The sequence below is a fragment of the Ferrovum sp. genome (assembly GCF_027317285.1).
Classification (GTDB): domain Bacteria; phylum Pseudomonadota; class Gammaproteobacteria; order Burkholderiales; family Ferrovaceae; genus Ferrovum.
Genome location: NZ_DAHVHV010000001.1, coordinates 45,471 through 68,049, shown reverse-complemented (window position 1 = coordinate 68,049; position 22,579 = coordinate 45,471). Strand labels below are relative to the sequence as shown.

Sequence of the window (22,579 nt, the reverse complement as noted above, 5' to 3'; positions counted from 1 at the left end):
AACGGCGAAGGAGATTCGTGCCGAATGCACCCTAGCCCCTCTCGCTCTCATGCCGATAAATGACGCCATGAATCCCCAGTTGCTTCAATTTCCGATAAAGATGGGTCCGTTCCAGTCCGACCCGTTCAGCAACCCGGGAAATATTGCCTCTGGCATCTCTGAGATGGAATTCGAAATAACCTTTCTCAAACTCGTCCCGTGCCTCGCGCAGGGGTTTCTCGTATAGGGCGACCAAGTCCCGAACCAGAACGGAACGTTGCTCCTCATCGGCCGTGTCGGGTTCTCCCGGCTCACCTTCATAATCCGTGACAAATCTCTGGGCGTCCTCAAAGGTGATTTCAAACCCGGAAGCTGTCAGCGCCAATGTCCGAACGGCACTGGCCAGCATGGGCAAGTTGCCTGGCCAGCGTTGCTGCCGCAAGAGGTTGAGCGCCCCGCTGGTCAGGGTCCGAACCGGGATTTCACCGGTTTCGATCATGCGATTGAGAAAGGTAAGCGCAATTTCCGGAATGTCCTCCGCATGTTCACGCAAGGCAGGAACGGCCAAGGACACTCCGCCCATCTGAGCCAAAAATGCGGCAGCCAGGTGCCCGTTACGGATCAATTCCCCGAGCGGCTGGGCACTGCCACAAATCAGGCGCAGATGATAGCGTGACAACTTGGACATCAGTTGTATCAGACCTTGCTGCTCTGCAGCCTTCAGGTTCGCCAGTTCGGCAATGAAGATGACTCCCCCCTGATAATCCTGCAGGGGCTGAAAGGGGTTTTCTTCCAGCCAATGCATCTCCTCGGGGGCATACCAGAGCGCATTGGGTTTGAGCAGGTGGCGGGCAATCAATTCGATTCCGCACCCCGGCTCCCCCATCAAAAAGAGAGGAACGGCCTGGGAAGCTATTTGATCGAGGCGTTGCCGTAACTCGTTCATCACAGCGGAACGGCCCAACTGATGGCTGGATAGTGTCTGTTGGCGTACTTCTTTTCCGGCCTGCATGGCACGAACCACGGTGGAGAGGAGTTTGGGCAAGGCAATGGGTTTCTCCAGAAAGCCATAAGCCCCCATCCGCGTCGCCTCCACGGCCATATCCACCGTCGCATGTCCTGACATCATCACCACCGGCATGGTCAATTGCCCCGTGCTGGCCCATTCGCGCAATAAGGTCACCCCATCTTCCAAAGGCATCCAGATATCCAGCAACACCATGTCGGGACGCTGGCGCTGCCTTAGTTCGCGGGCTTCACTGGCGGTCGCCGCCAACTGTACTTCATATCCTTCATCGCGCAAAATTTCCGAGAGTAATTCCCGAATACCGATTTCATCGTCCACGATCAAGATCAAATTGCTCATCCCCGATTCCCCTTCCTCATGGGCAACCGGATCTCGATGGTTGCCCCGCCCGCAACACTGTTGAAAGCCCGGATATGACCATGATGTTCTTCCACGATCTTCTTGACGATAGGCAACCCCAGGCCGGTCCCCTTGGACTTGGTCGTGATATAGGGTTCAAATACCCGCGCGATCACCTGTTCAGAAAACCCCTGTCCATTGTCCGATACGCTCAGTTTGGCCCATTCCTCGTCCTGTTCGGTGATCACACGCACCCTGAAGTCCTTTTGATCCCGCCCCTCATCCAACGCATTCTGCAACAAGTTATGGATGACCTGCCGCAATCGTGTGGTATCTCCCTGAATTTCCGGAAGGTCGGGATCCAACTGGGGGATGATATGCTCTCCTGCATTCTCGTACAATACCAGCACCTCCCGAATCAGGTCGTTGAGGGATAAACGCTCTTCCACCAAACGGGAGACCTTGGCATATTCACTGAAATCGTTGACCATGTTTTTGAGGGCGTCCACCTGATTGATGATGGTACGGGTTGAGCGCTTCAGCAACTCAGCGTCCCCCTCACTCAGGTGATCCCGCAAACGATGATCCAACCGCTCCGCAGCCAGTTGAATGGGAGTCAGAGGATTCTTGATTTCATGGGCCAGGCGGCGTGCCACTTCCCCCCAGGCCGCGTAACGTTGGGCTTGAACCATCTGGGTGATGTCATCGAATACCAGAACCCAGTCGCCACCCAGACCTTCCGGCAAACGCGACCCCTTGAAATGAAGTTTGCGACGTCCCTGTTCGCCTTCATACTCCGCATCCCCTTCCCATCCCTGAGCAGAAGAACCAGAAAAATTCTTTTCCAGAAAATCGACGATGGGCAACAGCGAGGGGGCTCGATAGCCCCATTCCTTCAGGGTGATCCCCTCCAGTCCGCTCAATCCCAACATCTGCTGGGCACTGAAATTGGCACTTTTGAGATGCAGGTGGGGATCCAGCACCAGCACGCCCGCAGAGAGGTTCGAGAGGATGTTTTCCTGGTAGATCTTGGCCTCGGTCAACCCCTGCTGATAACGTTGCCGGGCCAGGGACGCCTCCCGTAACTGATGGGTCATGGTATTGAAGGATGCGGTCAACACGCCCAGTTCATCGTTGCTGCTGACTGGCGTCAGGATGCTGAAATCCCCGGCGCCCACAGCCCGGGTGCTGGCTGCCAGCGCATTGAGCGGTGCCCCGAACCGTTCGGAAACCACAAAAGCCAGGACGATGGCTGTCAACAGGGTCAGCAGCAAGACCAGGGAAAGGTTCAGCCGGTACAGGTTTTTCAAGCCATGGCGCGCCAGGAGAAGTTCCTGATAGCCACGCCAGGCCGCTTCCACCTGATCCGCATTGGTGGCCAACTCTTTGGAAACGGGCTGCAGTAATTGCAGCACCCTGAAATCCTCGGTAAAGGAAATCCGGTTGACGGGCACCAATACGCGCAGAAATATCCCCTTTCCCGGTAAATTCTCCACCATTCGATAGGGGCGCTGAGCACGAATCTGATGACTGATGTTCCCGGTCAGGGTCAACCCCTCGGGAATCAGGGCATCATTTCGAGCGCTGGAAAAAGCCAGCACCGTCCCGTTTTTTGAGAGCAGGGTGGCCTCCTGGACCCCAAACTGCTCGCGCAACTGCTGCAGGAGAGAAAATTCGTCCAGGGCTGTCGCATCGGCCAGCACCGAGGACATCGTCGTCGCCTTGTGAACCAGATCATCCAGCAGGCTATCGAAGGCCGTACGCCCCAGACCAAGTCCGGCCGTCAAGGCCTTGTCCACATTCACATCAAACCAGGATTCGATGCTGCTCGACAGAAACCGGACGGATACGCCATAAACCAGTGTCCCGGGCAGTACCGCCATGCCCACCAATAGTAATACCAGTTTGAAAGTCAGTTTTGAACCGAAGACTTGTTGTCGCCACTTGCGATAGAGCATGACCAGTTGATAGGCAATCAACCCCATCAACAACAAGGCCATGGTGGCTCCACCCATGAGAAGTCTGGGGTAATCTGCCGCAAACAGGGTGGTATTCGCCGTCGCTACGGACAAAATGACCAGAAAGGTCGTAGCCCCCCCAAAGATGGGCAGAAGAAACCACAGGGAACGCAGTCCCAGGAGGGCAGGGATCCGTTTCAAGGGGCGAATATCCATTCCCGGTGCGGTGATGTCAGGGTCCAATCATCGGAATACAACGCATCCAGTTGAAAAGGCTTGGGCAGATACGAAGTATCCAGTTCGATATGAAGCCGTGCCAGGTACTGCTCGCCTTTACCAAGCGGGATCTGACTGTGGACGGGAACAGCCCTGACGGTCTCCAGGGCTTGCAAGGCCTCGTCCAGAGATGAAAAATTCAGGTAAAGCCCACCGATGGAGTAACGATACACCCGGGTCAACGGGTTGAAACTCAAACGCCGTTCCTGGTGCCAAGTCAGTGCCTGACGATTGAACCAGTACCAGCGTGGCTGGGTCAGACTGAAGTCGAGACCGAAAGTCAGGGGAATCCCACGTTCCACGGCTTCTTTCAGGGCTGCGGTCAAATTGATCGTGAAGTTTGTCGTCAGCGAAACGTTTGCCGAGTCGATCCACTGCACCTCTGCGTTCTGGATGTCGATACCTTCGGCATGGGCTAAAAAGCCCCATAACAGCAAAGAAAATGCTAAAAAACACCTAAAATTTCTGGAGAACAGCATAGAAAAAGCCATCATGTATGTCATCTGGCAGAAGTTGTCCATTTTCCCAGCGTGGGACGGGATCCATCTCACCCACTTTTTGCATCGCTTCGTCATTCAGCCTCAAGGTCCCTTCCCTGGCTCCTTCCGTTTCTTCGAGAAAACGCTGGATCACCGCACCATTTTCTTCATGAAACAGAGAACAGGTGGCGTAGACCAGACGCCCCCCTTTTTTCAGGGTGGTCCACAACCGGGTCAACAAGTTCAACTGGCGTCGGGCCAACGCAGGGATGTCTTCTTCGCGCCGCAACCACTTGATGTCCGGATGGCGTCTGACGACCCCCGAACCACTGCATGGGGCGTCGAGCAGAATGCGGTCGAAAGGTTGTCCATCCCACCACAGATCGGTACGGGCTGCATCTGCGCAACGAACTTCGGCCGTCAGGTGCAGGCGTTGCAGATCGGCCTGCATTTTCTTGACACGACCCGGCTCGATATCCAGGGCCAACACCCCCGCCAATCCATTTCCCCTTTCCAGCATATGGGCCGTCTTTCCCCCAGGGGCTGCACAGGCGTCCAGTACCCGTTGCCCGGAATGCAGCCCCATGAAATGAGCCGCCCATTGCGCGCCGGCATCCTGAACAGAAACCGCCCCCTGTTCAAACCCCGGTAACTGGGTCACGGCCTGGGGGGTTTCAAGCACCAGACCCTCCTGACCAATGGCCCGGGAAATCAGGCCAACCTCCTGCAAACGTGCCTGGTATTGGGCCACGCTGTTGAATCGACGGTTGACCCGCAACGTCATGGGCGGACGTTGCTGCGCCTGCTGCAGCATGGATTCCCAATGCACCGGATGGTCCTGTTGCAGGCGCGTGATCCACCAGTCGGGATGAGAATAACGGCCTTCCAGCGATTCGTGGGCTTCCGCCATCAGCGCTTCCTTCTGGCGCAACAGATTCCTCAGTACCCCGTTGACAAAGCCTCGCGCCGCGGTCAAACCCAACGCTCCTGCCGTTTCAACCGCATGACTGACCACGGCATGGGGTGCCGTGCGCGTATGCAGCAATTGATAGGCGGCCACCATCAGCAACAAACGTGCCGCCGTCTCCGGTTCTCCCTTTTGAAACAGAGGGGCCAGTACCAACTCCAGTTCCGTCTTGAAACGCAGGACTCCGTAGGCGCAATCCTGCAACGACGCCCGCTGGTGGTCCGACAATACGCCTTTGGCAGCCTTGCGTGCCTCGGTCAGGGCATGGTCGAGATTCTTCCCGGCCAATACCTGGCTCAGGGCAAAAACGGAAAGTCGTTGTATTTCAATCATGCTTTACCCCATTTCTCACCGACTTTCATGGCATTTCCGCGCAAAAATTCCTGTATGGACAAAATCTTTCCTCCGGCCCGTTGCAGCCTGGTCACCCGCAGCAGACCTTCGCCACATACCACGCCAATGCCCTGGTGGTCGAGGTGACACAAGGTACCGGGTGGATCATTTCTCGAAGAGAAAGGTTTTTCTTCGATTTCGGCTTCCCACAGACGCAGCATTCCTTCCCCGGACCAGGTTCTGGCCACGGGGCCTGTCACGAACGCGCGGATTTTCCTGTCGATTTCCGCGGCCGAAGCCCCCCAGTCAATCTCTGCCTCTTCCTTGCGAATCTTGTCGGCATAAGCCACCCCCAGGACCGGCTGGGGTCGGGCATGACGCTGCAGGTAGTCCAGTTGATCCAGTCCCTCGACCAAGGTGTTGGCTCCCAACTTCGCCAGTCGATCATGGAGAGACTGGCCCGTTTCCCGAGTCTCGATGGGACAGGCGCGCTGCAACAGGATCGGACCGGTATCCAACCCCGCTTCCATCTGCATGAGACTGATCCCCGTTTCCCTGTCTCCCGCCAGCAACGCGCGCTGAATGGGGGCAGCGCCACGCCAGCGGGGAAGGAGAGAGGCATGAACATTGAGGGCGCCAAAAGGCGGCAACGTGAGCAGGGCAGGGGGGAGTATCATTCCGTAGGCAACCACCACCCACGCGTCGGCTGGCCATTTTTCCAAACAGGCCATGAACTCCGGATCTTTCAGGGAATGCGGTTGCAGCACAGGCAGTTGTGCGGCCCGGGCGCACTGTTTGACCGGACTTTCCCGTATCTTCTGTCCCCGTCCGGCAGGTCGATCCGGCTGGGTTAACACGGCCAGTACCTGATGATCCGAAGACAGGAGCGCCTCCAGGGAAGTGGCGGCAAAATCAGGCGTTCCGGCAAAAATGAGGCGCATCAGAGCGTTTCTCGAAGACGTTTGCGCAATTTCGACTTGATCCGATTCTGTTTGAGCACAGACAGATAATCCACAAACACCTTTCCCTCCAGATGGTCCATCTCGTGTTGCAGGCAGGTGGCCATCAAGCCTTCCGCTGCCCGCACAAAAGTGTTTCCTTCCAGGTCCCAGGCTTCCACGACCACGCGGTCAGCCCGTGTCACCTTGTCATAAATACCGGGCACCGACAGGCATCCTTCCTCGTGTTCGCGCTGTCCCTCCTGCTGGATCAAACGGGGATTGATGAACACTTCGGGATTATTTTGTTCCTTGGAAATGTCCAGCACGATGACACGCAGGTGGATGTCCACCTGCGTCGCTGCCAAACCGATCCCCACGGCCGCCTTCATGGTTTCTATCATGTCCTGCGCCAAACGACGTATGCGTTCGTCGACCTCGCGCACAGGTTTGGCCTTTTTGTACAAACGGGTATCCGGATAGCGAAGAATGGGGAGAAGGGCCATGAAAGGGAAGTATAAGATCAGTTTAAAATTTTGTAACGCCTTATTATAACGAGCATCTGCCCTCGATGGTGCCCTCTTGCCATGGTTCCACTCCCCGACGCCCCGTCAGACCCCCTGAAGTGCTGGCTGAACCAGGAACATCATCATTATCTCAGGCCAGAGGACAGCGATTTTCCTGCCTCCCTGAGGGAAATCCATCCCGTACCCGTCCATCTCTACCTGACCGGGCACCTGCCCCTGCTTCAACGTCCCATGCTGGCCATCGTGGGCAGTCGCCGTGCCAGTGCCCAAGGAATCCTGAATGCCACAGCCTTCGCTCGTGCCTTGTCCCAGGCGGGACTGACCATCATCAGCGGACTGGCGACCGGCATCGACGCTGCCGCCCACCGGGGAGCGCTGGAAGGGTGCGGCAAAACGGTTGCCGTGATGGCGACCGGCATAGACCGTCTCTATCCCTCGGAGAATCGGGCACTGGCGCGGAAAATTTCCGAACAGGGGCTGATCTTGAGCGAATTCGACTTCGGCACCCCAGCCCATCCCTGGCACTTTCCCCATCGTAATCGTCTGATTGCCAATTTGTCCCTGGGGTGCCTGGTGGTGGAGGCCGCTCTGGACAGCGGTTCCCTCATCACGGCCCAACTGGCCCTGGAGCAGGGCAGGGAAGTTTTTGCCCTCCCGGGTTCGATTCACAATCCACTCGCCCGGGGATGTCATCAACTGATTCGGGAAGGGGCCAAACTGGTGGAAAATATCACCGACATCCTGAACGAAATACCGGAATACGGTGGCAAAACCGGAAAGAACCCGGTATCCTTTCAAGAAAATTTTTCGCTGGTTCCCCCTCTGTCCACATTTCCCTCGGTAGAATGTCTGCGCTTGTGGCAGAATATGGGGGAGTTACCGATGACTCTCGACCGGTTGGCGAAACAGTCCAACTTGACGATGAGTCAGGTAGCGCTCATGCTAACCTCACTTGAATTGGCAGGCCATGTGGCCTGGCTTTCCGGAGGACGGGTTCAGCGCCTGGTTCACCCCCATCCAGGCTTTCCTTGACCGACCCGATGATGGGCGTTTGATACGCGAGGGCACCGTTATGGTGGACATCCTGTTGTTTGTTTATGAAAATTTCTTTGGCAGCGGCATTTATCCGGCGCATTCCGTGCTCGTCAACCGTCTTTACGCAGCGGGTTTTGAAGAAAATGCGGTGCGTGGAACCCTGGCCTGGCTCGATAGCCTGGGGCAGAATGGCGAGGTCGTTCCCCAGGGTCCGACTTCCGACTCCATCGGCACGGAGTGGCAGTCAACACCTGCCCAGCGTTTTCTGGTAGAGCATGAACTGGAGCGTTTGGGACAGGAAGGCTGGGATTTTCTTGCCTTTCTGGAAAACGCCAGGGTACTGTCAGCGGCCCAACGAGAACTGATTCTGGGGGGATTGATGGCGCTGGATCTGGACGAAAATGAGCCCGACCTGGATCGCCTCAAGTTGATGGCGTTGATGGTTCTGTGGCGTCAGGGTCGTCCCTGGGATGCGCTGCTGATCGAAGAATTGATTTATTTCCAGGATTCCCTGGTCCATTGAGTGATTGACCGTGTCAAAAAAACTACTGATCGTTGAATCTCCCTCCAAAGCCAAGACCCTGAAAAAATATCTGGGTCAGGATTTTGAAATCCTTGCCTCCTACGGCCATGTGCGCGACCTCGTCCCAAAGTCCGGCGCAGTGGACCCAACCACGAATTTTTCAATGAAGTATCAGTTGGTTGAACGAAACAAAAAACATGTGGATGCCATCATTCGGGCGGTCAAGTCGGCAGATCATGTTTTTCTGGCCACTGACCCGGATCGCGAAGGGGAAGCCATCGCCTGGCATCTGGTGGAAATTCTCCGGCCCCAGTTGGAGGGAAAGCCTTTCGAACGGGTCGTCTTCTACGAAATCACCCAAAAGGCCATCCAGGAGGCGGTGGCCCATCCGCGTGCCCTGTCATTGCCTCTGGTCAATGCACAGCAAGCCCGTCGCGCCCTGGACTATCTGGTCGGCTTCAACCTTTCTCCCCTGTTGTGGAAAAAAATTCGCCGTGGACTATCGGCAGGACGGGTACAAAGTCCGGCTCTGCGCCTGATCGTGGAACGCGAGCAACAAATCACCGCCTTTCGTCAGGAAGAATACTGGACCCTTCATCTGGAGAGCATCAAGGAGGCGCAACCCTTTCAGGCGCGTCTGGTGCAATGGGCCGGAGAAAAGTTGCAGACGCTCAGCATCACTTCGGAAGATCAGCAACGTTCCTGGCTGGATTCCCTGAAAGATCAGCCAGCCCAGGTCCGCTCCGTGGAGCGGAAACAACGACAACGTCACCCGGCTGCCCCTTTCACCACCTCGACCCTGCAACAGGAATCGGTGCGCAAATTGGGCTTCACCACTGACCGCACCATGAAAGTGGCACAGCAACTGTACGAAGGGATTGATATCGGAGGCGGGGCCGTTGGTTTGATCTCTTACATGAGAACCGATTCGGTGCAGCTTTCCCAGGAAGCGCTCACTGACATCCGGAACCACATCCAGGCAAATTTTGCGGCAGAATTTTTGCCGGAGAAACCGGTTTTCTACGCCAACAAAAGCAAAAATGCCCAGGAAGCCCATGAGGCCATTCGCCCGACCTCCATTGCACGCAGTCCGGAAAGCCTGCGTGAACATCTTGCGCCCGATCAATTCCGTCTCTATGAAATGATCTGGAAGCGCACGGTGGCCAGTCAGATGACCTCCGCTCAGTTCGATACGGTCAGTGTGGACATTTCCGTCGGCCCTCAGGCCCTGTTCCGAGCCACGGGTCAGACCATGACCTTTGCCGGATTCATCGTGGTTTACCGCGAAGACGTGGATGAAACCCCCACCGCACACACGGAAGGCGATGAAAGTGATCGTCGGCTCCCGCCCCTCGTGGAAGGAGAAATGCTGCCTGTGGAACGTCTGTGGGGAGAACAGCATCACACCCAACCCCCCCCACGGTACACGGAAGCCAGTCTGGTCAAGGCGTTGGAGGAATTCGGAATCGGTCGTCCGTCGACCTACGCCAGCATCATCAGTACCCTGATCCAGCGCGAATACGTCACCCTCGATAAAAAGCGTTTCATGCCCACAGATGTGGGGGAAGTCGTCAATCGCTTTCTGACCGAGCATTTTGCGCGCTACGTGGACTACGATTTTACGGCCCGCCTCGAAGATCAACTGGATCAAATCTCGGAAGGACGGTTGGAGTGGATTCCCGTACTGGCTCAATTCTGGAAAGATTTTTCTGCCCAACTGGAAGAAAAATCCTCGGTATCCAGGGCAGAGATCACGCAAGAACTTCTGGAGGAAGTTTGTCCGAAATGTGGCAAACCGCTGACCGTACGTCTGGGAAAACGAGGGAAATTCGTTGGCTGCAGCGGCTATCCCGACTGCGACTTCACCCGGAACCGGGAAGGAACGCCCACCCTCGAAGCACCAATCCCTGTGGGTACGGATCCGGAGACACAACGACCCATTCTGCTGATGAATGGTCCCTACGGACCCTACGTACAATTGGGAGAAACCGGCGAAGACGGCAAAAAACCCAAGCGGGTTTCACTTCCCAAGGGTTTGCTGCCGGCTCAGGTCACCCCGGACATTGCGCTCAAACTCATTCAATTGCCGCGGACCCTGGGTATTCACCCCGTCACCGAGAAACCCATCGTTGTCAATATCGGTCGTTTTGGGCCCTACATCCAGAACGACACCGATTTTCGTTCCATTCCAAAAACCGACTCCCTGTTCGAGATCACCCTGGAACGCGCCACCGCCTTGCTGGCTGAACCCAAATCACCGGCCCGGGCAACCAGTTCCGGAGGATTGCTGCGCGTCCTGGGGGAACACCCCAAGGATCATCAACCCATCGAACTCTTCACGGGAAAATATGGCCCCTACGTCAAACATGGAAAACTGAATGTGACCGTTCCATCAGACCTGTCGACGGATCAATTGACCCTGGATGATGCCCTGGACCTGATCGCGGCCAAGTTGGCCAACGCCCCGGATAAACCGGAGAAACCGCCCGTCAACGGAAATGTTCTGTCTTTTGCCTCAAAAGAAACGCACCGACCGAGCAAAGCTCCACCCAGCAACAGGAAGCCTCGTTCGTCCCCCGCCCAGGGACCCGCGAGTCCCCGTGGAGCGCGTACCCGAAAACCCTCCCAGCGTAAAACCCCGGTCTAGTTTTCATGTGGTCGGTACTCATCCCCACATGGAACAATCTGGCGTTATTGAAGCAGTGCCTGACTTATCTGGAAAAATACACCCAGTTTCCCTATGAGGTGATCCTGCACGTCAATGAGGGCACGGATGGAACCCTGGAATGGGTTCAGGAGCAGGGCATCGTTCATACCCATTCCACGGAAAACATCGGAATTTGCCAGGCCATCAACCAGATTTCGGAACGGGCAAACTACCCCTATCTGGTCTACCTGAATGACGACATGGTTTGTCTGCCGCAGTGGGACGTGGAACTTCAACGCTGCATTCAGTCACTGGATACCGAGGCGTTCATGATTTCCGGAACGATGATCGAACCCGTGGCTTCCGGCAACGCCTGTGCCATCGTGGCGGATTATGGTCGGGATCCGGCTTCCTTTCGGGCTCAAGATCTGATTCGGGACCTTCCACAACTCGTGATTCCGGACTGGTATGGCGCAACGTGGCCACCGACGGTCGTTCATCGGAACTGGTGGAAAAAGGTGGGGGGATATAGCCTGGAGTTTTCCCCGGGCATGAGCAGCGACAATGATTTCTCCATGAAGATGTGGCAGGCCGGTTGCCGCATCTTCCTTGGAGTCGGGACAGCCCGCGTTTACCACTTCATGTCCCGCTCAACGGGAAAAGTCAAAAAAAACGACGGGCGCAGGCAGTTCCTCAAGAAATGGGGAATGACCCAATCCACTTTTGACCGCCATTTTTTGCGTCGCGGATCGCCCGTCACCACCCTGCGCCTTCCCGAACCCTCGCCCACCCCGAGGTATTTCCTGGACCGGGCAAGGAGTTGGTTAAAGTCCCTGGGTTGATGATCCCTCAAATATCGATATTGGTAACGCCCAACGCGTTATTTTCAATAAATTGCCGGCGCGGTTCCACTTCATCCCCCATGAGCGTGGTAAAGATCTCGTCGGCTCGAATGGCATCCTCGATCTGGACCCGAAGCAAGCGGCGGGATTCCGGATTCATCGTGGTTTCCCATAACTGGTCCGGATTCATCTCGCCCAGCCCTTTGTAGCGCTGCAGGGCAATTCCACGACGGGCTTCGTCCAGGAGCCAGCGAAGCGCCTCCGGAAAGTTTTTGATGGACTTTCCCTTCTCCCCACGCCGAACCATCGCCCCTTCTTTGACCAACCCCTGAAACAGGTGAGCCACTGCTTTGATCCTTTCATAATCTCCGGAAGTCAGGAACTCGGAATCCATGAAGAATGCGTGAACGACCCCGTGATCTGTCTTGAGGATGCGCAGACGGAAATTGCCCGTCAGGTCGTCCACCTCGTGCTGAAGCGTGATCGCCGCATGATTTTCTCCTCCCTGACGCAACTGCAGGATATCGTTCAGACGCTGGGCTGCACTTTCTGCCTCCTGCTCCGTGACCAACTTCACTTCAGGAACCTCGAGGAGTGCTTCCAGAAACTCTTTGGGAAGAGCGCGCGCAAGACGCTGGATGACCGCCTCTGCCAGAAGGTATTCCCGCGCGATGCTACCCAACGCCTCGGCACTGACCACGCATTCGCCAGAGCGGATCTCTGAGCCTTGCAGCGCCAGTCCAAGCAGGTATTGGTTCAATTCATGATCATCTTTCAGGTATTGTTCCGTTTTTCCCTGCTTGACCTTGTACAGTGGCGGCTGGGCAATGTAAATATGCCCGCGTTCCACCAATTCGCGCATCTGGCGATAGAAAAAAGTCAGCAGCAGGGTACGGATATGGGATCCATCCACGTCCGCATCGGTCATGATGATGATGCGGTGATAGCGCACTTTTTCGGGAGAATATTCATCCTTTCCGATGCCCGTGCCCAATGCCGTGATCAGCGTCACGATTTCCTGGGAGGACACCAGCTTGTCGAAGCGCGCCCGTTCCACGTTCAAAATCTTTCCCTTGAGGGGAAGAATGGCCTGAAAACGCCGGTCTCTACCCTGTTTGGCGGAGCCCCCTGCAGAGTCCCCTTCCACCAGGTAAATCTCACATTGTGCCGGGTCCTTTTCCTGGCAATCCGCCAGTTTCCCAGGCAGCCCGAGACCGTCCAGCGCGCCCTTGCGGCGGGTCAACTCCCGCGCTTTTCGAGCGGCTTCCCGAGCGCGTGCTGCCTCTATGATCTTTCCCACGATAATGCGCGCTTCCGCCGGTTTCTCAAGAAGAAAACTGCGCATTTGATCCGACACGACCTCCTCGACCGCCGGGCGCACTTCCGAGGAAACCAATTTTTCCTTGGTTTGGGAAGAAAATTTCGGGTCAGGCACCTTGACCGACAAGACGCAGGTCAGACCCTCGCGCATGTCATCGCCCGTGGTTTCCACCTTGGCCTTGCGTGCCAGTTCGTTCTCTTCGATGAAATGATTGAGGGTGCGTGTCATGGCCGCCCGCAGGGCGGTTAGGTGGGTTCCCCCATCTCTCTGGGGAATGTTGTTGGTGAAACAGAGTACGTTCTCCTGATAGGACTCATTCCACTGCATGGCCACTTCCACGGTGATGCCTTCTTTTTCTCCCACCGAATGGAACACGGTAGGATGAAGCACGGTTCGGGTACGATTCAGATACTCGACAAACCCTCGTACTCCGCCGTTGAAGGAGAAATTTTCTTCCTGACCATGACGCAGATCCTTCAGAAGAATGGAGACCCCGTTGTTGAGGAAGGAAAGTTCCCGCAAGCGTCGTGCCAGGATGTCGTAATGGAATTCGATGGTGCCGAAGGTCAGCGGGCTGGGAAGGAAGTGAATCTCCGTTCCACGTTTCGGAGAATCACCGACAACCGCCAGGGGAGCCACCGCGTCGCCCTCCCGAAACTCCATGAAATGGCGTTTCCCATCCCGATAAATGGTCAATTTCAGCCAGGTGGACAACGCATTGACCACTGACACCCCTACGCCGTGCAAACCCCCGGAGATTTTGTAACTGTTGCTGTCAAACTTTCCGCCAGCATGCAGTACCGTCATGATGACTTCGGCCGCAGAACGTCCTTCCTCGGGATGAATATCGGTGGGAATGCCCCGTCCGTTATCTGTGACCGTAACGGAATTGTCCATGTGAATGATCACCTGGATCTCGTCACAATGACCGGCCAACGCCTCATCGATGGCATTATCCAGGACTTCAAAGACCATGTGGTGAAGGCCCGTTCCATCGCTCGTGTCCCCGATGTACATTCCGGGACGCTTGCGAACGGCTTCCAACCCCTTGAGCACTTTGATGTTTTCAGAAGTGTACTGATTTTTTTCCTGAGTATGCTGTTCCACGTATATTTTCCTGCAGTCGAAAGTCAAAAAGTTGAAAGGGACTCAAATTCGCATGGGCATGACAACATATTTGAACTGGAGTTCGGCAGAAGGGAGTGTAATCAACATGCTGCTTCCCGTTTCTCCGAAAGAGCAGGTCACCTGATCCACGCTCAAATGTTGGAGAACTTCCAATAAGTAATTGATATTAAAACCTATATCCAAAGGCTCCTGAGTGTATTCCACTTCCAGTTCCTCGTGGGCCTCTTCCTGTTCACTGTTGGAACAGATGATGGCCAGATTCCCCTGCGTCAGCAGGAACCGAACTCCCCGCACCTTATCGTTGGACAGAATGGAAGCACGTTGCAAGCCCTGCAACAGGGAAAGTCGCGAGAGGGTGAAATGCCGATAATGCGTCGTCGGTATTACCCTTTGATAATCGGGATACTTGCCTTCGATGACCTTGGTAAGGAATTCGGTTTGAGAAAACCTGAATTCCACCTGAGCGGAATAAAACGTCAACTCCACAGGATCATCGCTGGGTTGCAACAGTTTGATCAATTCACTGACCGACCTCCGTGGCAGGATGGCTTCAACCTTATCGAAGGCCTGATCCATCCGATGGGTCGTGTAAGCCATACGGTGACCGTCAGTCGCCACCGCAGTGACCTGATCCCCCTCGATCGCCAGATAGGTCCCGTTCAAATAAAAACGAACATCCTGCTGTGCCACCGCATATTGTACTCGCTCCAGAAGGCTTTTGAGGAGTTTTTGGGTCAGGGTGATGCGTTTTCCTTCATCCTGTGCACGGGCCATGCTGGGAAAGGACGCTCCCTCCTGGGTCAACAGGTTGAACCGGCTCTTGCCGGAACGTACCACCATTTTACCTGCACTCTGGTCCAGAGTCAGAAGGCTGTTTTCTGGAAGGCTACGTACGATGTCATGAAGTTTTCGGGCAGAAACCAGTATGGCACTGGGTTCACTGACCTGTTCCGCCGGAGAACGGGTCTTCACCTGGATCTCGAGATCTGTTCCATGGACCTGCAACTGGTTCTCGAAGGTATCTATCAGGACATTATTCAAAACCGCCATGGTTTGACGTCGCTCAACGATGCTGAGCAAGGGTTGCAAAGCCGTAAGAAGATTTTCTCTTACTATTACTATGGTTGTCATATATCCCTCTAATAGTTAATGATAAGAGTGGGCAAGATATCGGGAAAACTCATTAAATATATTAAAAAACATAATGATGGATCCTTTCAAAGGGTGTTGATAAACCTTTTTTTCACTGGATTGCTTTGTGGATAACCCGGAATTTTTTTTAATTTTCCGAGTTATCCACAAAGTGTCCCCAGGTTTCCCCTGATTTATACCGTACTTATTCCCTGTTTCGGGTTATCCATTGAGAATACTGTTCAAAGCCTCGAAATCCCGCTGGGTCGTTTGATCGCTGCTGCAGAGTTCCTGGATTTTTCTGCAGGCATGGAGCACCGTGGTGTGGTCTCGTCCACCAAAGGATTCACCGATGTCAGGCAGGCTGAGACTGGTAATTTCCTTGGCCAGGGCCATCGCCATTTGTCGGGGTCGGGCAAGATTTCGGGTTCGTTTTTTGGAAAACATGTCGCTGACTTTGATCTTGTAGTAATCCGCAACGGTTTTCTGGATGTTTTCAATGGAAATTTGTCGGTGTTGCAGTGCCAGAACATCTTTCAGGGCCTCTCGTGCGGAAATGACGCTGATGGGTTCATTACGAAAACGTGCGTACGCGACTACCCGTTTCAAAGCTCCCTCCAGTTCACGTACATTTGAGCGAATATGCTTGGCGATGAAGAAAGCGACGGATTCTTCAAGGAGGATCGATTCCTTGTGCGCCTTGCTGATCAGGATGGCCACCCTCATCTCGAGTTCAGGAGGCTCGATGGCAACGGTCAATCCCCAACCAAAACGTGAGATGAGGCGAGGTTCCATGCCCGAGATCTCTTTTGGAAAACTGTCGCAGGTGATGATGATTTGTCGGTGTGATTCAACCAATGCATTGAATGCAAAGAAAAATTCTTCCTGGGTTCGCGTTTTGTTCCCAAAGAACTGGATATCGTCGATCATCAACAGATCCAGGGTGTGGTAATACTGCTTGAAACTGTCAAAGGATTTATGTTGATAGGCACGGACGACATCGGAGACATACTTTTCCGCATGGATGTAACGTACCCGGGCTTGGGGGTTCCGTTCCAGCAGGTTGTTTCCGATCGCTTGAATCAAGTGCGTCTTGCCGAGTCCCACTCCGCCATAAACGAAGAGGGGGTTATAGGCTTTTCCCGGATTTTCAGCGACCTGTAAGGCGGCTGCACGAGCCAGTTGGTTGGCCTTACCGTTCACAAAGTTATCAAAATTGAAGGTTCGGTTGAGTTGGGAGCGTTCGGCTGGATCCGGTTGAAGCACCGTTCTGACCAGCGAGTCCTGAGGATTCGCCTCTGGAACTGGCAAAGAATTCTCGGGGAGGATCGTGTTATTCTCCTTCTGCTGCAAAATCACCGAGTCCAACCCTTGATCCCGAGCCAGTTCTTCGATGCGCTGGAGATAACGTTCCTTGACCCACTGCATGATGAATCGATTGGGCGCAATCAGGAAAACCTGATTATTTTCGATCACCTCCGAGAGAGGTTTTATCCAGGTATTGAATTGGGATTCGGTGTATTCTGCCTGAAGATTCAGCAGGGTTTGTTGCCATCGTTCTGAAGCCGGAAAAATAGACACAGTGGGGGTACCTTACGAGCTGAGGGCAGGGTAAAAACGATTGTTTACCCTCCATTCTACCCCAGTCCAAACGAAGTTATTCACCGCTGGATACGGGCGAATGTGGATATTTTTTTCTTGACATAACCCACTGTTTTGAGGTGTAATCATGGGTTCATTAGTGAAGTCTAGGAAAATGCCATGAAACGTACTTACCAACCATCGGTTACCAAACGAAAGCGCACTCATGGTTTTCTCGTGCGAATGAAAACCCGTGGAGGACGTGCCATCATCAGAGCACGCCGTGCGCAGGGTCGTGCCCGATTGGCTGTTTGAATCCGGTGATTAAAAAATCAATCGGTTGATCACCCTTTCAGGGCGAGCTGATTTTGAGGCGGTTTTTTCCCTGAGAATCAGTCGCTCGACTCACCATTTCAGAATACTTGTCAAACCTAACGGAAGTGACGATTTACGCTTCGGTCAGGTCGTGGGTCGTAAAGTATGTCGGCGTGCGGTCGGGCGTAACTACATGAGACGGTTTTGCCGTGAATGGGTGAGAAAGCATCTAACGCAATTGAGTGGTCTTGATGTGGTTCTGGTTCATAAAAAAATCTTTACCCATGAAGATCGGACCCACCTTTATGGGGAATTGGAATGCTTGACGGATTTCAGTCATAAATGTCGCGATTCTTACAGTTCCTCATCCGCACCTACCAACTCTGCTTAAGTCCTTTTCTGGGCCGTTCTTGTCGTTTCTATCCAACTTGCTCTCAATACGCTCACGATGCCATCCTTCGGCACGGGGCAGTGCGTGGTATCGGCTTGGCGGCAAAACGTTTGTGTAAATGTCACCCCTGGCATCCCGGGGGCTACGATCCCGTTCCGTGAGAGTCCTATGAAACTGCAACGAATCATCCCTTTGATCATCTTTACGCTATCCAGTTTTATGCTGTGGGACGCCTGGCAAGCTTCTCAGGGAAAAAGGCCGGTCGCAGGGATGAGTGCGCTTCCCGCACTCAGCGCTTCCAGTGGGGCGTCTTCCGTTGCCACACCCTCATCCTCGGGTTCGGTCCCTGTTGCCCCCACGGCTTCGTCGTCGGGCGCAGTGGTTACACCCTCTGACTTGACCCATGGTCAAAGAATTCTGGTTCATACCGACCTGTTCGATGCAGACATCGATACGGTGGGCGCAGATCTGCGTAGTTTGAAATTGAATCATCATCTTTCGGCTGAGAACGAACATCGTCCCGTAGACTTGTTCGAAGATCATTCCAGCCTGATCTATGTTGCCCAGAGCGGTTTGCTGGGAGATCATCTGCCGAACCATACTTCGATTTACCAGTCGGCAGGGACGAATTATTCTCTTGAACCGGGTCAGGAGGATATCTCCGTCCCTCTGACCACGGAAGTTCCGGGGGTGGTTTCTGTGACGAAAATTTACCACTTCAAGCGGGGAAGTTACGTCATCGGTGTTGAAACAAAGGTGAAAAACCTATCCTCTACCCCTCTGTCTCCCTCTGCCTATTTCCAGTTTTTACGGGTTTCCAAAGCCCCCCCCGGTGACCCCCGCTTTGTCAGCACCTATACAGGACCTGCGGTTTACACCCAAGCCACAAAATTCCAAAAAATTTCCTTCTCCGACATTGAAAAGGGAAAAAAAGACTACCCAGTCAATGCCAATGATGGCTGGCTTGCCATGCTCCAACATTATTTCGTTTCTGCCTGGTTACCCCCTAGTGGCGTCCCCCGCGAATTCTTTACACGCAAGGTCGGGAATGATTTGTACACCGCAGGGGTCATCCTGCCCATGGGGACGATCCAGCCACAGGGGAGTGCGGATGTATCGGTGCCCCTTTATGCCGGGCCGCAGGAGGGCGCAAAACTCAAGTCCCTCGCACCCGGCCTGGATTTGACCATCGACTATGGTTGGCTGACCATCATCGCCATGCCCATGTTCCAATTTCTCTCCTGGATTCATGGGTTGGTAGGAAATTGGGGCGTTGCCATCATTTTACTGACGGTGACCATCAAATTGGCCTTTTTCCCGCTGTCTGCAGCAAGCTACAAATCCATGGCCAAGATGCGCGTGGTTCAGCCCAAGATGGAAAGAATCCGCCAACAGTACGCGGATGACAAGGGACGCATGAATCAGGCCATGATGGAGTTGTACAAGACGGAGAAAATAAATCCCTTGGGGGGGTGTTTACCCATGGTGGTACAGATTCCTGTTTTCATTTCTCTTTATTGGGTGTTGCTGGGCGCTGTGGAATTGCGTCATGCTCCCTTCTTTGCGTGGATTCATGATTTGTCCGCCCCCGACCCTTTTTATATCCTTCCCCTGATCATGACCGCTTCCATGTTTTTGCAACAGCGCATGAGCCCCAAGCCGGCAGACCCCGTGCAAGCAAAGGTGATGCAGTTCATGCCCCTTGCCTTCAGTTTCATGTTCTTCTTCTTTCCGGCTGGTCTGGTACTGTACTGGGTTGTCAATAATCTCTTGTCCATTGCCCAGCAATGGCAGATTACCCGTATGATGGGTGATGGAGTCAAGTCCTGATATTATCGTTGCCCAGGCAACAGCCCCGATTCCCTCAGGGATCGGGGTATTGCGCCTTTCTGGCCGATCCATGGAGGCACTGGTCCGGTCTTTGACTGGAAAAGGTTATCCTGCAGCGCGCCTGGCCTCTCTGCGTTCGTTCCATAATCGTTCGGGGGAGGTCATTGATCGTGGTCTCATTCTGTATTTTCCGACCCCAAATTCCTATACGGGGGAAGATGTCGTTGAGTTGCACACCCACGGCAGCCCGGTCGTTCTCCAGGAATTGCAGGCGCACTGCCTTCAGTGGGGCGCAAGATTGGCCAATCCGGGAGAATTTACCTTAAGGGCTTACCTCAACAATAAAATAGATCTCAACCAGGCGGAAGCCGTGGCTGACTTGATCCATGCGGAATCTTCCCAGGCGGCTCGTTCAGCGGCCATGGCTTTGTCCGGTAAGTTTTCCGAGGTCATTCACTCTCTGATTTCCGATCTCACGACGCTTCGGGTACGACTGGAAAGTGATTTTGATTTTAGTGATGAGGAAGTCCCTGTTTTTCATGAAAATTCATTCCGATCCTCATTGAATCACCTGCTTGAACGGTTGACACGTTTGGTGGAAAATTCAAGGCAGGGCGCGCTGTTGCGCGAAGGTAAAAACATCGTTTTGATTGGCTCTCCCAATGTGGGGAAGTCAAGTTTGCTCAATGCGCTGACCGAGGAAGACCACGCTTTGGTGACCCCCATTGCAGGAACCACGCGGGATCTGATTCGTGGTCATATGGTTTTGCAGGGCATACCGATTCATCTGGTGGATACCGCCGGTATTCGTGAAACCGACGATTTTGTGGAACTTGCGGGGATTGAGCGTACGTGGTTGGCCGCGAACAAGTCGGATCTGGCCTTGATCGTGGTCGATGTCCGTAAAGGGGTGACGGAAGAGGATCGTTCCTTGATTGGACGTTTGCATCCGGACCAGCCAAAACTCATTGTTGCGAATAAAATCGACCTTCTGTCCCAGGAACACGACGTTGTTTCTGAAATGCAGTACCCCGCCGCAGGGTTGTTACCAGTGATTCCGGTATCGGCACATACGGGGGAAGGGTTGGAGGTGCTGAAGCAGAAGATGCTGTCGGGCATGGAGATCGATCGGGTTTCGGAAGCACCGTTGCTGCTGGCACGGGAACGCCATATCGGAATTCTGGGGCAAGCCATGAGTCACCTTCGGGAGGCCTTGAAAACCGTTGAATCAGAGTTTGTTGCTGAAGAATTGCGCCAGGCTCAACTCAAATTGGCACAAATTTCAGGCAAGGAATTTGCGGCAGATGATTTGTTGGGAGAAATTTTTTCAAGGTTTTGTATCGGAAAGTAAGGTTTAACTCCCTGTGTTTCACGTGAAACACAGGGGAGAAACAGGTGAAAAGGATGGGCAACACGTGAAATATCCTCAAGAATTTGCAGTGATCGTGGTGGGGGGAGGGCACGCAGGGACTGAAGCAGCCCTGGCCGCTGCACGAGCCGGTATGACAACCCTCCTGCTGACCCATAATATCGAAACGTTGGGTCAAATGTCTTGTAATCCTTCCATTGGCGGGATCGGTAAGGGTCATTTGGTCAAGGAAATTGACGCGTTGGGCGGTGTCATGGGGCGGGCTGCAGATGCTGCAGGGATCCAGTTCAGGATATTGAACAGCAGTAAGGGCCCGGCCGTTCGGGCAACCCGTGCACAAATTGACCGACAATTTTATCGGCAATATATCCGCTCGTGCCTGGAAAACCAGCCGAACCTGATTATTTTTCAGCAAGCCGTCACCGCCCTCAAGATGATGGGGAATCGTGTGATAGGTGTGGAAACTCAGTTAGGGGTATGGTTTGCTGCCCAATCAGTGGTACTGACGACGGGGACTTTTTTGGCGGGATTGATGCATATTGGATTGAACAAAAGCCCCGGAGGACGGGCTGGCGATGCCCCCGCCGTTCCGCTGGCAGAACAATTGAGAGAGTTGTCCTTACCCGTAGGACGCTTGAAGACTGGAACGCCTCCCCGAATTGACGGGAGAACCATCGATTATTCCAAAACGCTGGCCCAACCTGGGGACGAACCAAAACCGAAGTTTTCATTTTGGTCGGCGGAGGAGAATTACCCTAGACAAGTACCTTGCTGGATTACCCATACCACAGAAATGACTCATGAAATCATCCGGCAGGGTTTGGATCGTTCGCCTCTTTATACAGGGGTGATCGAGGGCGTTGGACCCCGTTACTGCCCTTCCATCGAAGACAAGATACATCGTTTTGGCGATAAATCCTCGCACCAGGTCTATCTGGAGCCCGAGGGTTTGACCACTCATGAAGTGTACCCCAACGGTATTTCCACCAGTTTGCCCTTTGACGTTCAACTGGCTTTGGTACACTCGATTCCGGGATTGGAAAAAGCGCACTTGTTGAGGCCGGGCTATGCCATCGAGTATGATTACCTGGACCCCCGCGGCTTGTTTCCCACTTTGGAATCGAAATCATTAAGCGGTTTGTATCTTGCCGGTCAGATCAATGGGACCACGGGGTACGAAGAGGCTGCAGCACAGGGATTGCTTGCCGGACTCAATGCGGCGCGTGCCGCCCGTGACTGTGATGGATGGGCGCCCCTGCGCCATGAGGCTTACCTGGGGGTCATGGTGGATGATCTGGTGACACGGGGGGTTACAGAGCCTTACCGGATGTTTACCAGTAGGGCAGAATACCGTTTGCAATTGCGGGAAGATAATGCTGATCTGAGACTTTCTGAACATGCCCATAAATTTGGGCTGATTTCCGACCAACAGTGGGCTGAGTTTTCAGAGAAAAGAATGATGATCGAGGAAGAAACTCAGCGCATCGGCAAAATCCGATATCATCCAGAAAACCACTCAACCGATGAACTGACCACAATATTTGGGCCGAATTATCCGGATAAGGATGCCACTTACCTTGAATTGCTCAGACGACCAGAGGTTGGCTATGAACAACTTGAACGTCTCGGTGTCCTGGAACCCG

General features: G+C 54.0%; 19 protein-coding genes. 10 read left to right on the top strand and 9 right to left on the bottom strand.

Annotated features, from left to right (window positions below; genetic code table 11):
- Positions 1-31: 31 nt before the first annotated feature.
- The 6 genes from M6F29_RS00300 to def are packed head-to-tail and all read right to left on the bottom strand — an operon-like array spanning position 32 to position 6,802.
- A complete protein-coding gene (locus tag M6F29_RS00300) occupies positions 32-1,345 on the bottom strand; it encodes a sigma-54-dependent transcriptional regulator (RefSeq protein ID WP_297453661.1) in 1,314 nt (437 codons plus the stop codon).
- The gene (locus M6F29_RS00295; protein WP_297477611.1) at positions 1,342-3,504 is read right to left on the bottom strand and encodes a sensor histidine kinase; all 2,163 of its coding nucleotides are present in this window, start codon (positions 3,502-3,504) and stop codon (positions 1,342-1,344) included. The genes M6F29_RS00300 and M6F29_RS00295 overlap by 4 nt, the downstream gene beginning before the upstream one ends.
- On the bottom strand, positions 3,501-4,016 hold the full coding sequence (locus M6F29_RS00290) for a DUF4390 domain-containing protein (RefSeq protein WP_298156421.1): 516 nt from the start codon (positions 4,014-4,016) through the stop codon (positions 3,501-3,503). Before M6F29_RS00290 ends, M6F29_RS00295 begins: the two co-directional genes overlap by 4 nt.
- A gap of 19 nt (positions 4,017-4,035) precedes the next feature.
- On the bottom strand, positions 4,036-5,358 hold the full coding sequence (gene rsmB / locus M6F29_RS00285; protein ID WP_298156419.1) for a 16S rRNA (cytosine(967)-C(5))-methyltransferase RsmB: 1,323 nt from the start codon (positions 5,356-5,358) through the stop codon (positions 4,036-4,038).
- Positions 5,355-6,299 carry a methionyl-tRNA formyltransferase gene (fmt, locus tag M6F29_RS00280; RefSeq protein ID WP_298156416.1) on the bottom strand — a complete coding sequence of 315 codons (945 nt, stop codon included), beginning with the start codon at positions 6,297-6,299 and terminating at the stop codon, positions 5,355-5,357. Before fmt ends, rsmB begins: the two co-directional genes overlap by 4 nt.
- Positions 6,299-6,802, bottom strand: a complete 504-nt coding sequence (gene def, locus M6F29_RS00275; RefSeq protein WP_298156412.1) for a peptide deformylase — start codon at positions 6,800-6,802, stop codon at positions 6,299-6,301. Before def ends, fmt begins: the two co-directional genes overlap by 1 nt.
- Before the next feature lie 81 nt (positions 6,803-6,883).
- Here def and dprA point away from each other — a divergent pair, with 81 nt between their 5' ends.
- The 4 genes from dprA to M6F29_RS00255 are packed head-to-tail and all read left to right on the top strand — an operon-like array spanning position 6,884 to position 11,870.
- Positions 6,884-7,855 (top strand): DNA-processing protein DprA, encoded by a 972-nt coding sequence (dprA, locus tag M6F29_RS00270; RefSeq protein ID WP_298156410.1) that lies wholly within the window; start codon positions 6,884-6,886, stop codon positions 7,853-7,855.
- Complete coding sequence (locus tag M6F29_RS00265) at positions 7,791-8,381, top strand: DUF494 family protein (protein WP_297477597.1); 591 nt, start codon at positions 7,791-7,793, stop codon at positions 8,379-8,381. Before dprA ends, M6F29_RS00265 begins: the two co-directional genes overlap by 65 nt.
- A 10-nt stretch (positions 8,382-8,391) precedes the next feature.
- A complete protein-coding gene (gene topA, locus M6F29_RS00260; RefSeq protein WP_298156408.1) occupies positions 8,392-11,028 on the top strand; it encodes a type I DNA topoisomerase in 2,637 nt (878 codons plus the stop codon).
- Between the two features lie 5 nt (positions 11,029-11,033).
- A complete protein-coding gene (locus tag M6F29_RS00255; protein ID WP_298156406.1) occupies positions 11,034-11,870 on the top strand; it encodes a glycosyltransferase family 2 protein in 837 nt (278 codons plus the stop codon).
- Between the two features lie 7 nt (positions 11,871-11,877).
- On the opposite strand, the gene gyrB is transcribed toward M6F29_RS00255, so the two are convergent.
- The 3 genes from gyrB to dnaA all read right to left on the bottom strand — a co-directional run bounded on the left by gyrB (position 11,878) and on the right by dnaA (position 17,025).
- Positions 11,878-14,298, bottom strand: a complete 2,421-nt coding sequence (gyrB, locus tag M6F29_RS00250) for a DNA topoisomerase (ATP-hydrolyzing) subunit B (RefSeq protein WP_298156403.1) — start codon at positions 14,296-14,298, stop codon at positions 11,878-11,880.
- A 42-nt stretch (positions 14,299-14,340) separates the two neighbouring features.
- On the bottom strand, positions 14,341-15,450 hold the full coding sequence (dnaN, locus tag M6F29_RS00245) for a DNA polymerase III subunit beta (RefSeq protein ID WP_297477589.1): 1,110 nt from the start codon (positions 15,448-15,450) through the stop codon (positions 14,341-14,343).
- 222 nt (positions 15,451-15,672) lie between these two features.
- Entirely contained in the window at positions 15,673-17,025 is a 1,353-nt protein-coding gene (gene dnaA / locus M6F29_RS00240) for a chromosomal replication initiator protein DnaA (RefSeq protein WP_363320359.1), read from the bottom strand.
- Positions 17,026-17,211: 186 nt separating this feature from the next.
- Here dnaA and rpmH point away from each other — a divergent pair, with 186 nt between their 5' ends.
- The 6 genes from rpmH to mnmG all read left to right on the top strand — a co-directional run.
- Positions 17,212-17,346, top strand: a complete 135-nt coding sequence (gene rpmH, locus M6F29_RS00235; RefSeq protein ID WP_297453624.1) for a 50S ribosomal protein L34 — start codon at positions 17,212-17,214, stop codon at positions 17,344-17,346.
- 25 nt (positions 17,347-17,371) lie between these two features.
- Entirely contained in the window at positions 17,372-17,737 is a 366-nt protein-coding gene (rnpA, locus tag M6F29_RS12215; protein WP_366525902.1) for a ribonuclease P protein component, read from the top strand.
- Positions 17,689-17,898 carry a membrane protein insertion efficiency factor YidD gene (gene yidD / locus M6F29_RS00230; RefSeq protein WP_297453622.1) on the top strand — a complete coding sequence of 70 codons (210 nt, stop codon included), beginning with the start codon at positions 17,689-17,691 and terminating at the stop codon, positions 17,896-17,898. Before rnpA ends, yidD begins: the two co-directional genes overlap by 49 nt.
- 7 nt (positions 17,899-17,905) lie before the next feature.
- Complete coding sequence (gene yidC / locus M6F29_RS00225) at positions 17,906-19,567, top strand: membrane protein insertase YidC (RefSeq protein ID WP_298156400.1); 1,662 nt, start codon at positions 17,906-17,908, stop codon at positions 19,565-19,567.
- A complete protein-coding gene (gene mnmE / locus M6F29_RS00220; protein ID WP_298156399.1) occupies positions 19,551-20,918 on the top strand; it encodes a tRNA uridine-5-carboxymethylaminomethyl(34) synthesis GTPase MnmE in 1,368 nt (455 codons plus the stop codon). Before yidC ends, mnmE begins: the two co-directional genes overlap by 17 nt.
- 64 nt (positions 20,919-20,982) lie before the next feature.
- On the top strand, positions 20,983-22,579 hold a 1,597-nt coding region (gene mnmG / locus M6F29_RS00215; RefSeq protein ID WP_298156397.1), incomplete at its 3' end, for a tRNA uridine-5-carboxymethylaminomethyl(34) synthesis enzyme MnmG.

Excerpts from the sequence above, each read along its gene's own strand:
- rsmB (WP_298156419.1), bottom strand. The coding sequence starts at position 5,358 with ATGATTGAAATACAACGACTTTCCGTTTTTGCCCTGAGCCAGGTATTG.
- yidC (WP_298156400.1), top strand. The coding sequence starts at position 17,906 with ATGAAACTGCAACGAATCATCCCTTTGATCATCTTTACGCTATCCAGT.
- M6F29_RS00265 (WP_297477597.1), top strand. The coding sequence starts at position 7,791 with ATGTGGCCTGGCTTTCCGGAGGACGGGTTCAGCGCCTGGTTCACCCCC.
- yidD (WP_297453622.1), top strand. The coding sequence starts at position 17,689 with ATGTCGCGATTCTTACAGTTCCTCATCCGCACCTACCAACTCTGCTTA.
- M6F29_RS00255 (WP_298156406.1), top strand. The coding sequence starts at position 11,034 with ATGTGGTCGGTACTCATCCCCACATGGAACAATCTGGCGTTATTGAAG.
- def (WP_298156412.1), bottom strand. The coding sequence starts at position 6,802 with ATGGCCCTTCTCCCCATTCTTCGCTATCCGGATACCCGTTTGTACAAA.
- dprA (WP_298156410.1), top strand. The coding sequence starts at position 6,884 with ATGGTTCCACTCCCCGACGCCCCGTCAGACCCCCTGAAGTGCTGGCTG.
- dnaN (WP_297477589.1), bottom strand. The coding sequence starts at position 15,450 with ATGACAACCATAGTAATAGTAAGAGAAAATCTTCTTACGGCTTTGCAA.
- M6F29_RS00300 (WP_297453661.1), bottom strand. The coding sequence starts at position 1,345 with ATGAGCAATTTGATCTTGATCGTGGACGATGAAATCGGTATTCGGGAA.
- mnmE (WP_298156399.1), top strand. The coding sequence starts at position 19,551 with ATGGAGTCAAGTCCTGATATTATCGTTGCCCAGGCAACAGCCCCGATT.
- rpmH (WP_297453624.1), top strand. The coding sequence starts at position 17,212 with ATGAAACGTACTTACCAACCATCGGTTACCAAACGAAAGCGCACTCAT.
- fmt (WP_298156416.1), bottom strand. The coding sequence starts at position 6,299 with ATGCGCCTCATTTTTGCCGGAACGCCTGATTTTGCCGCCACTTCCCTG.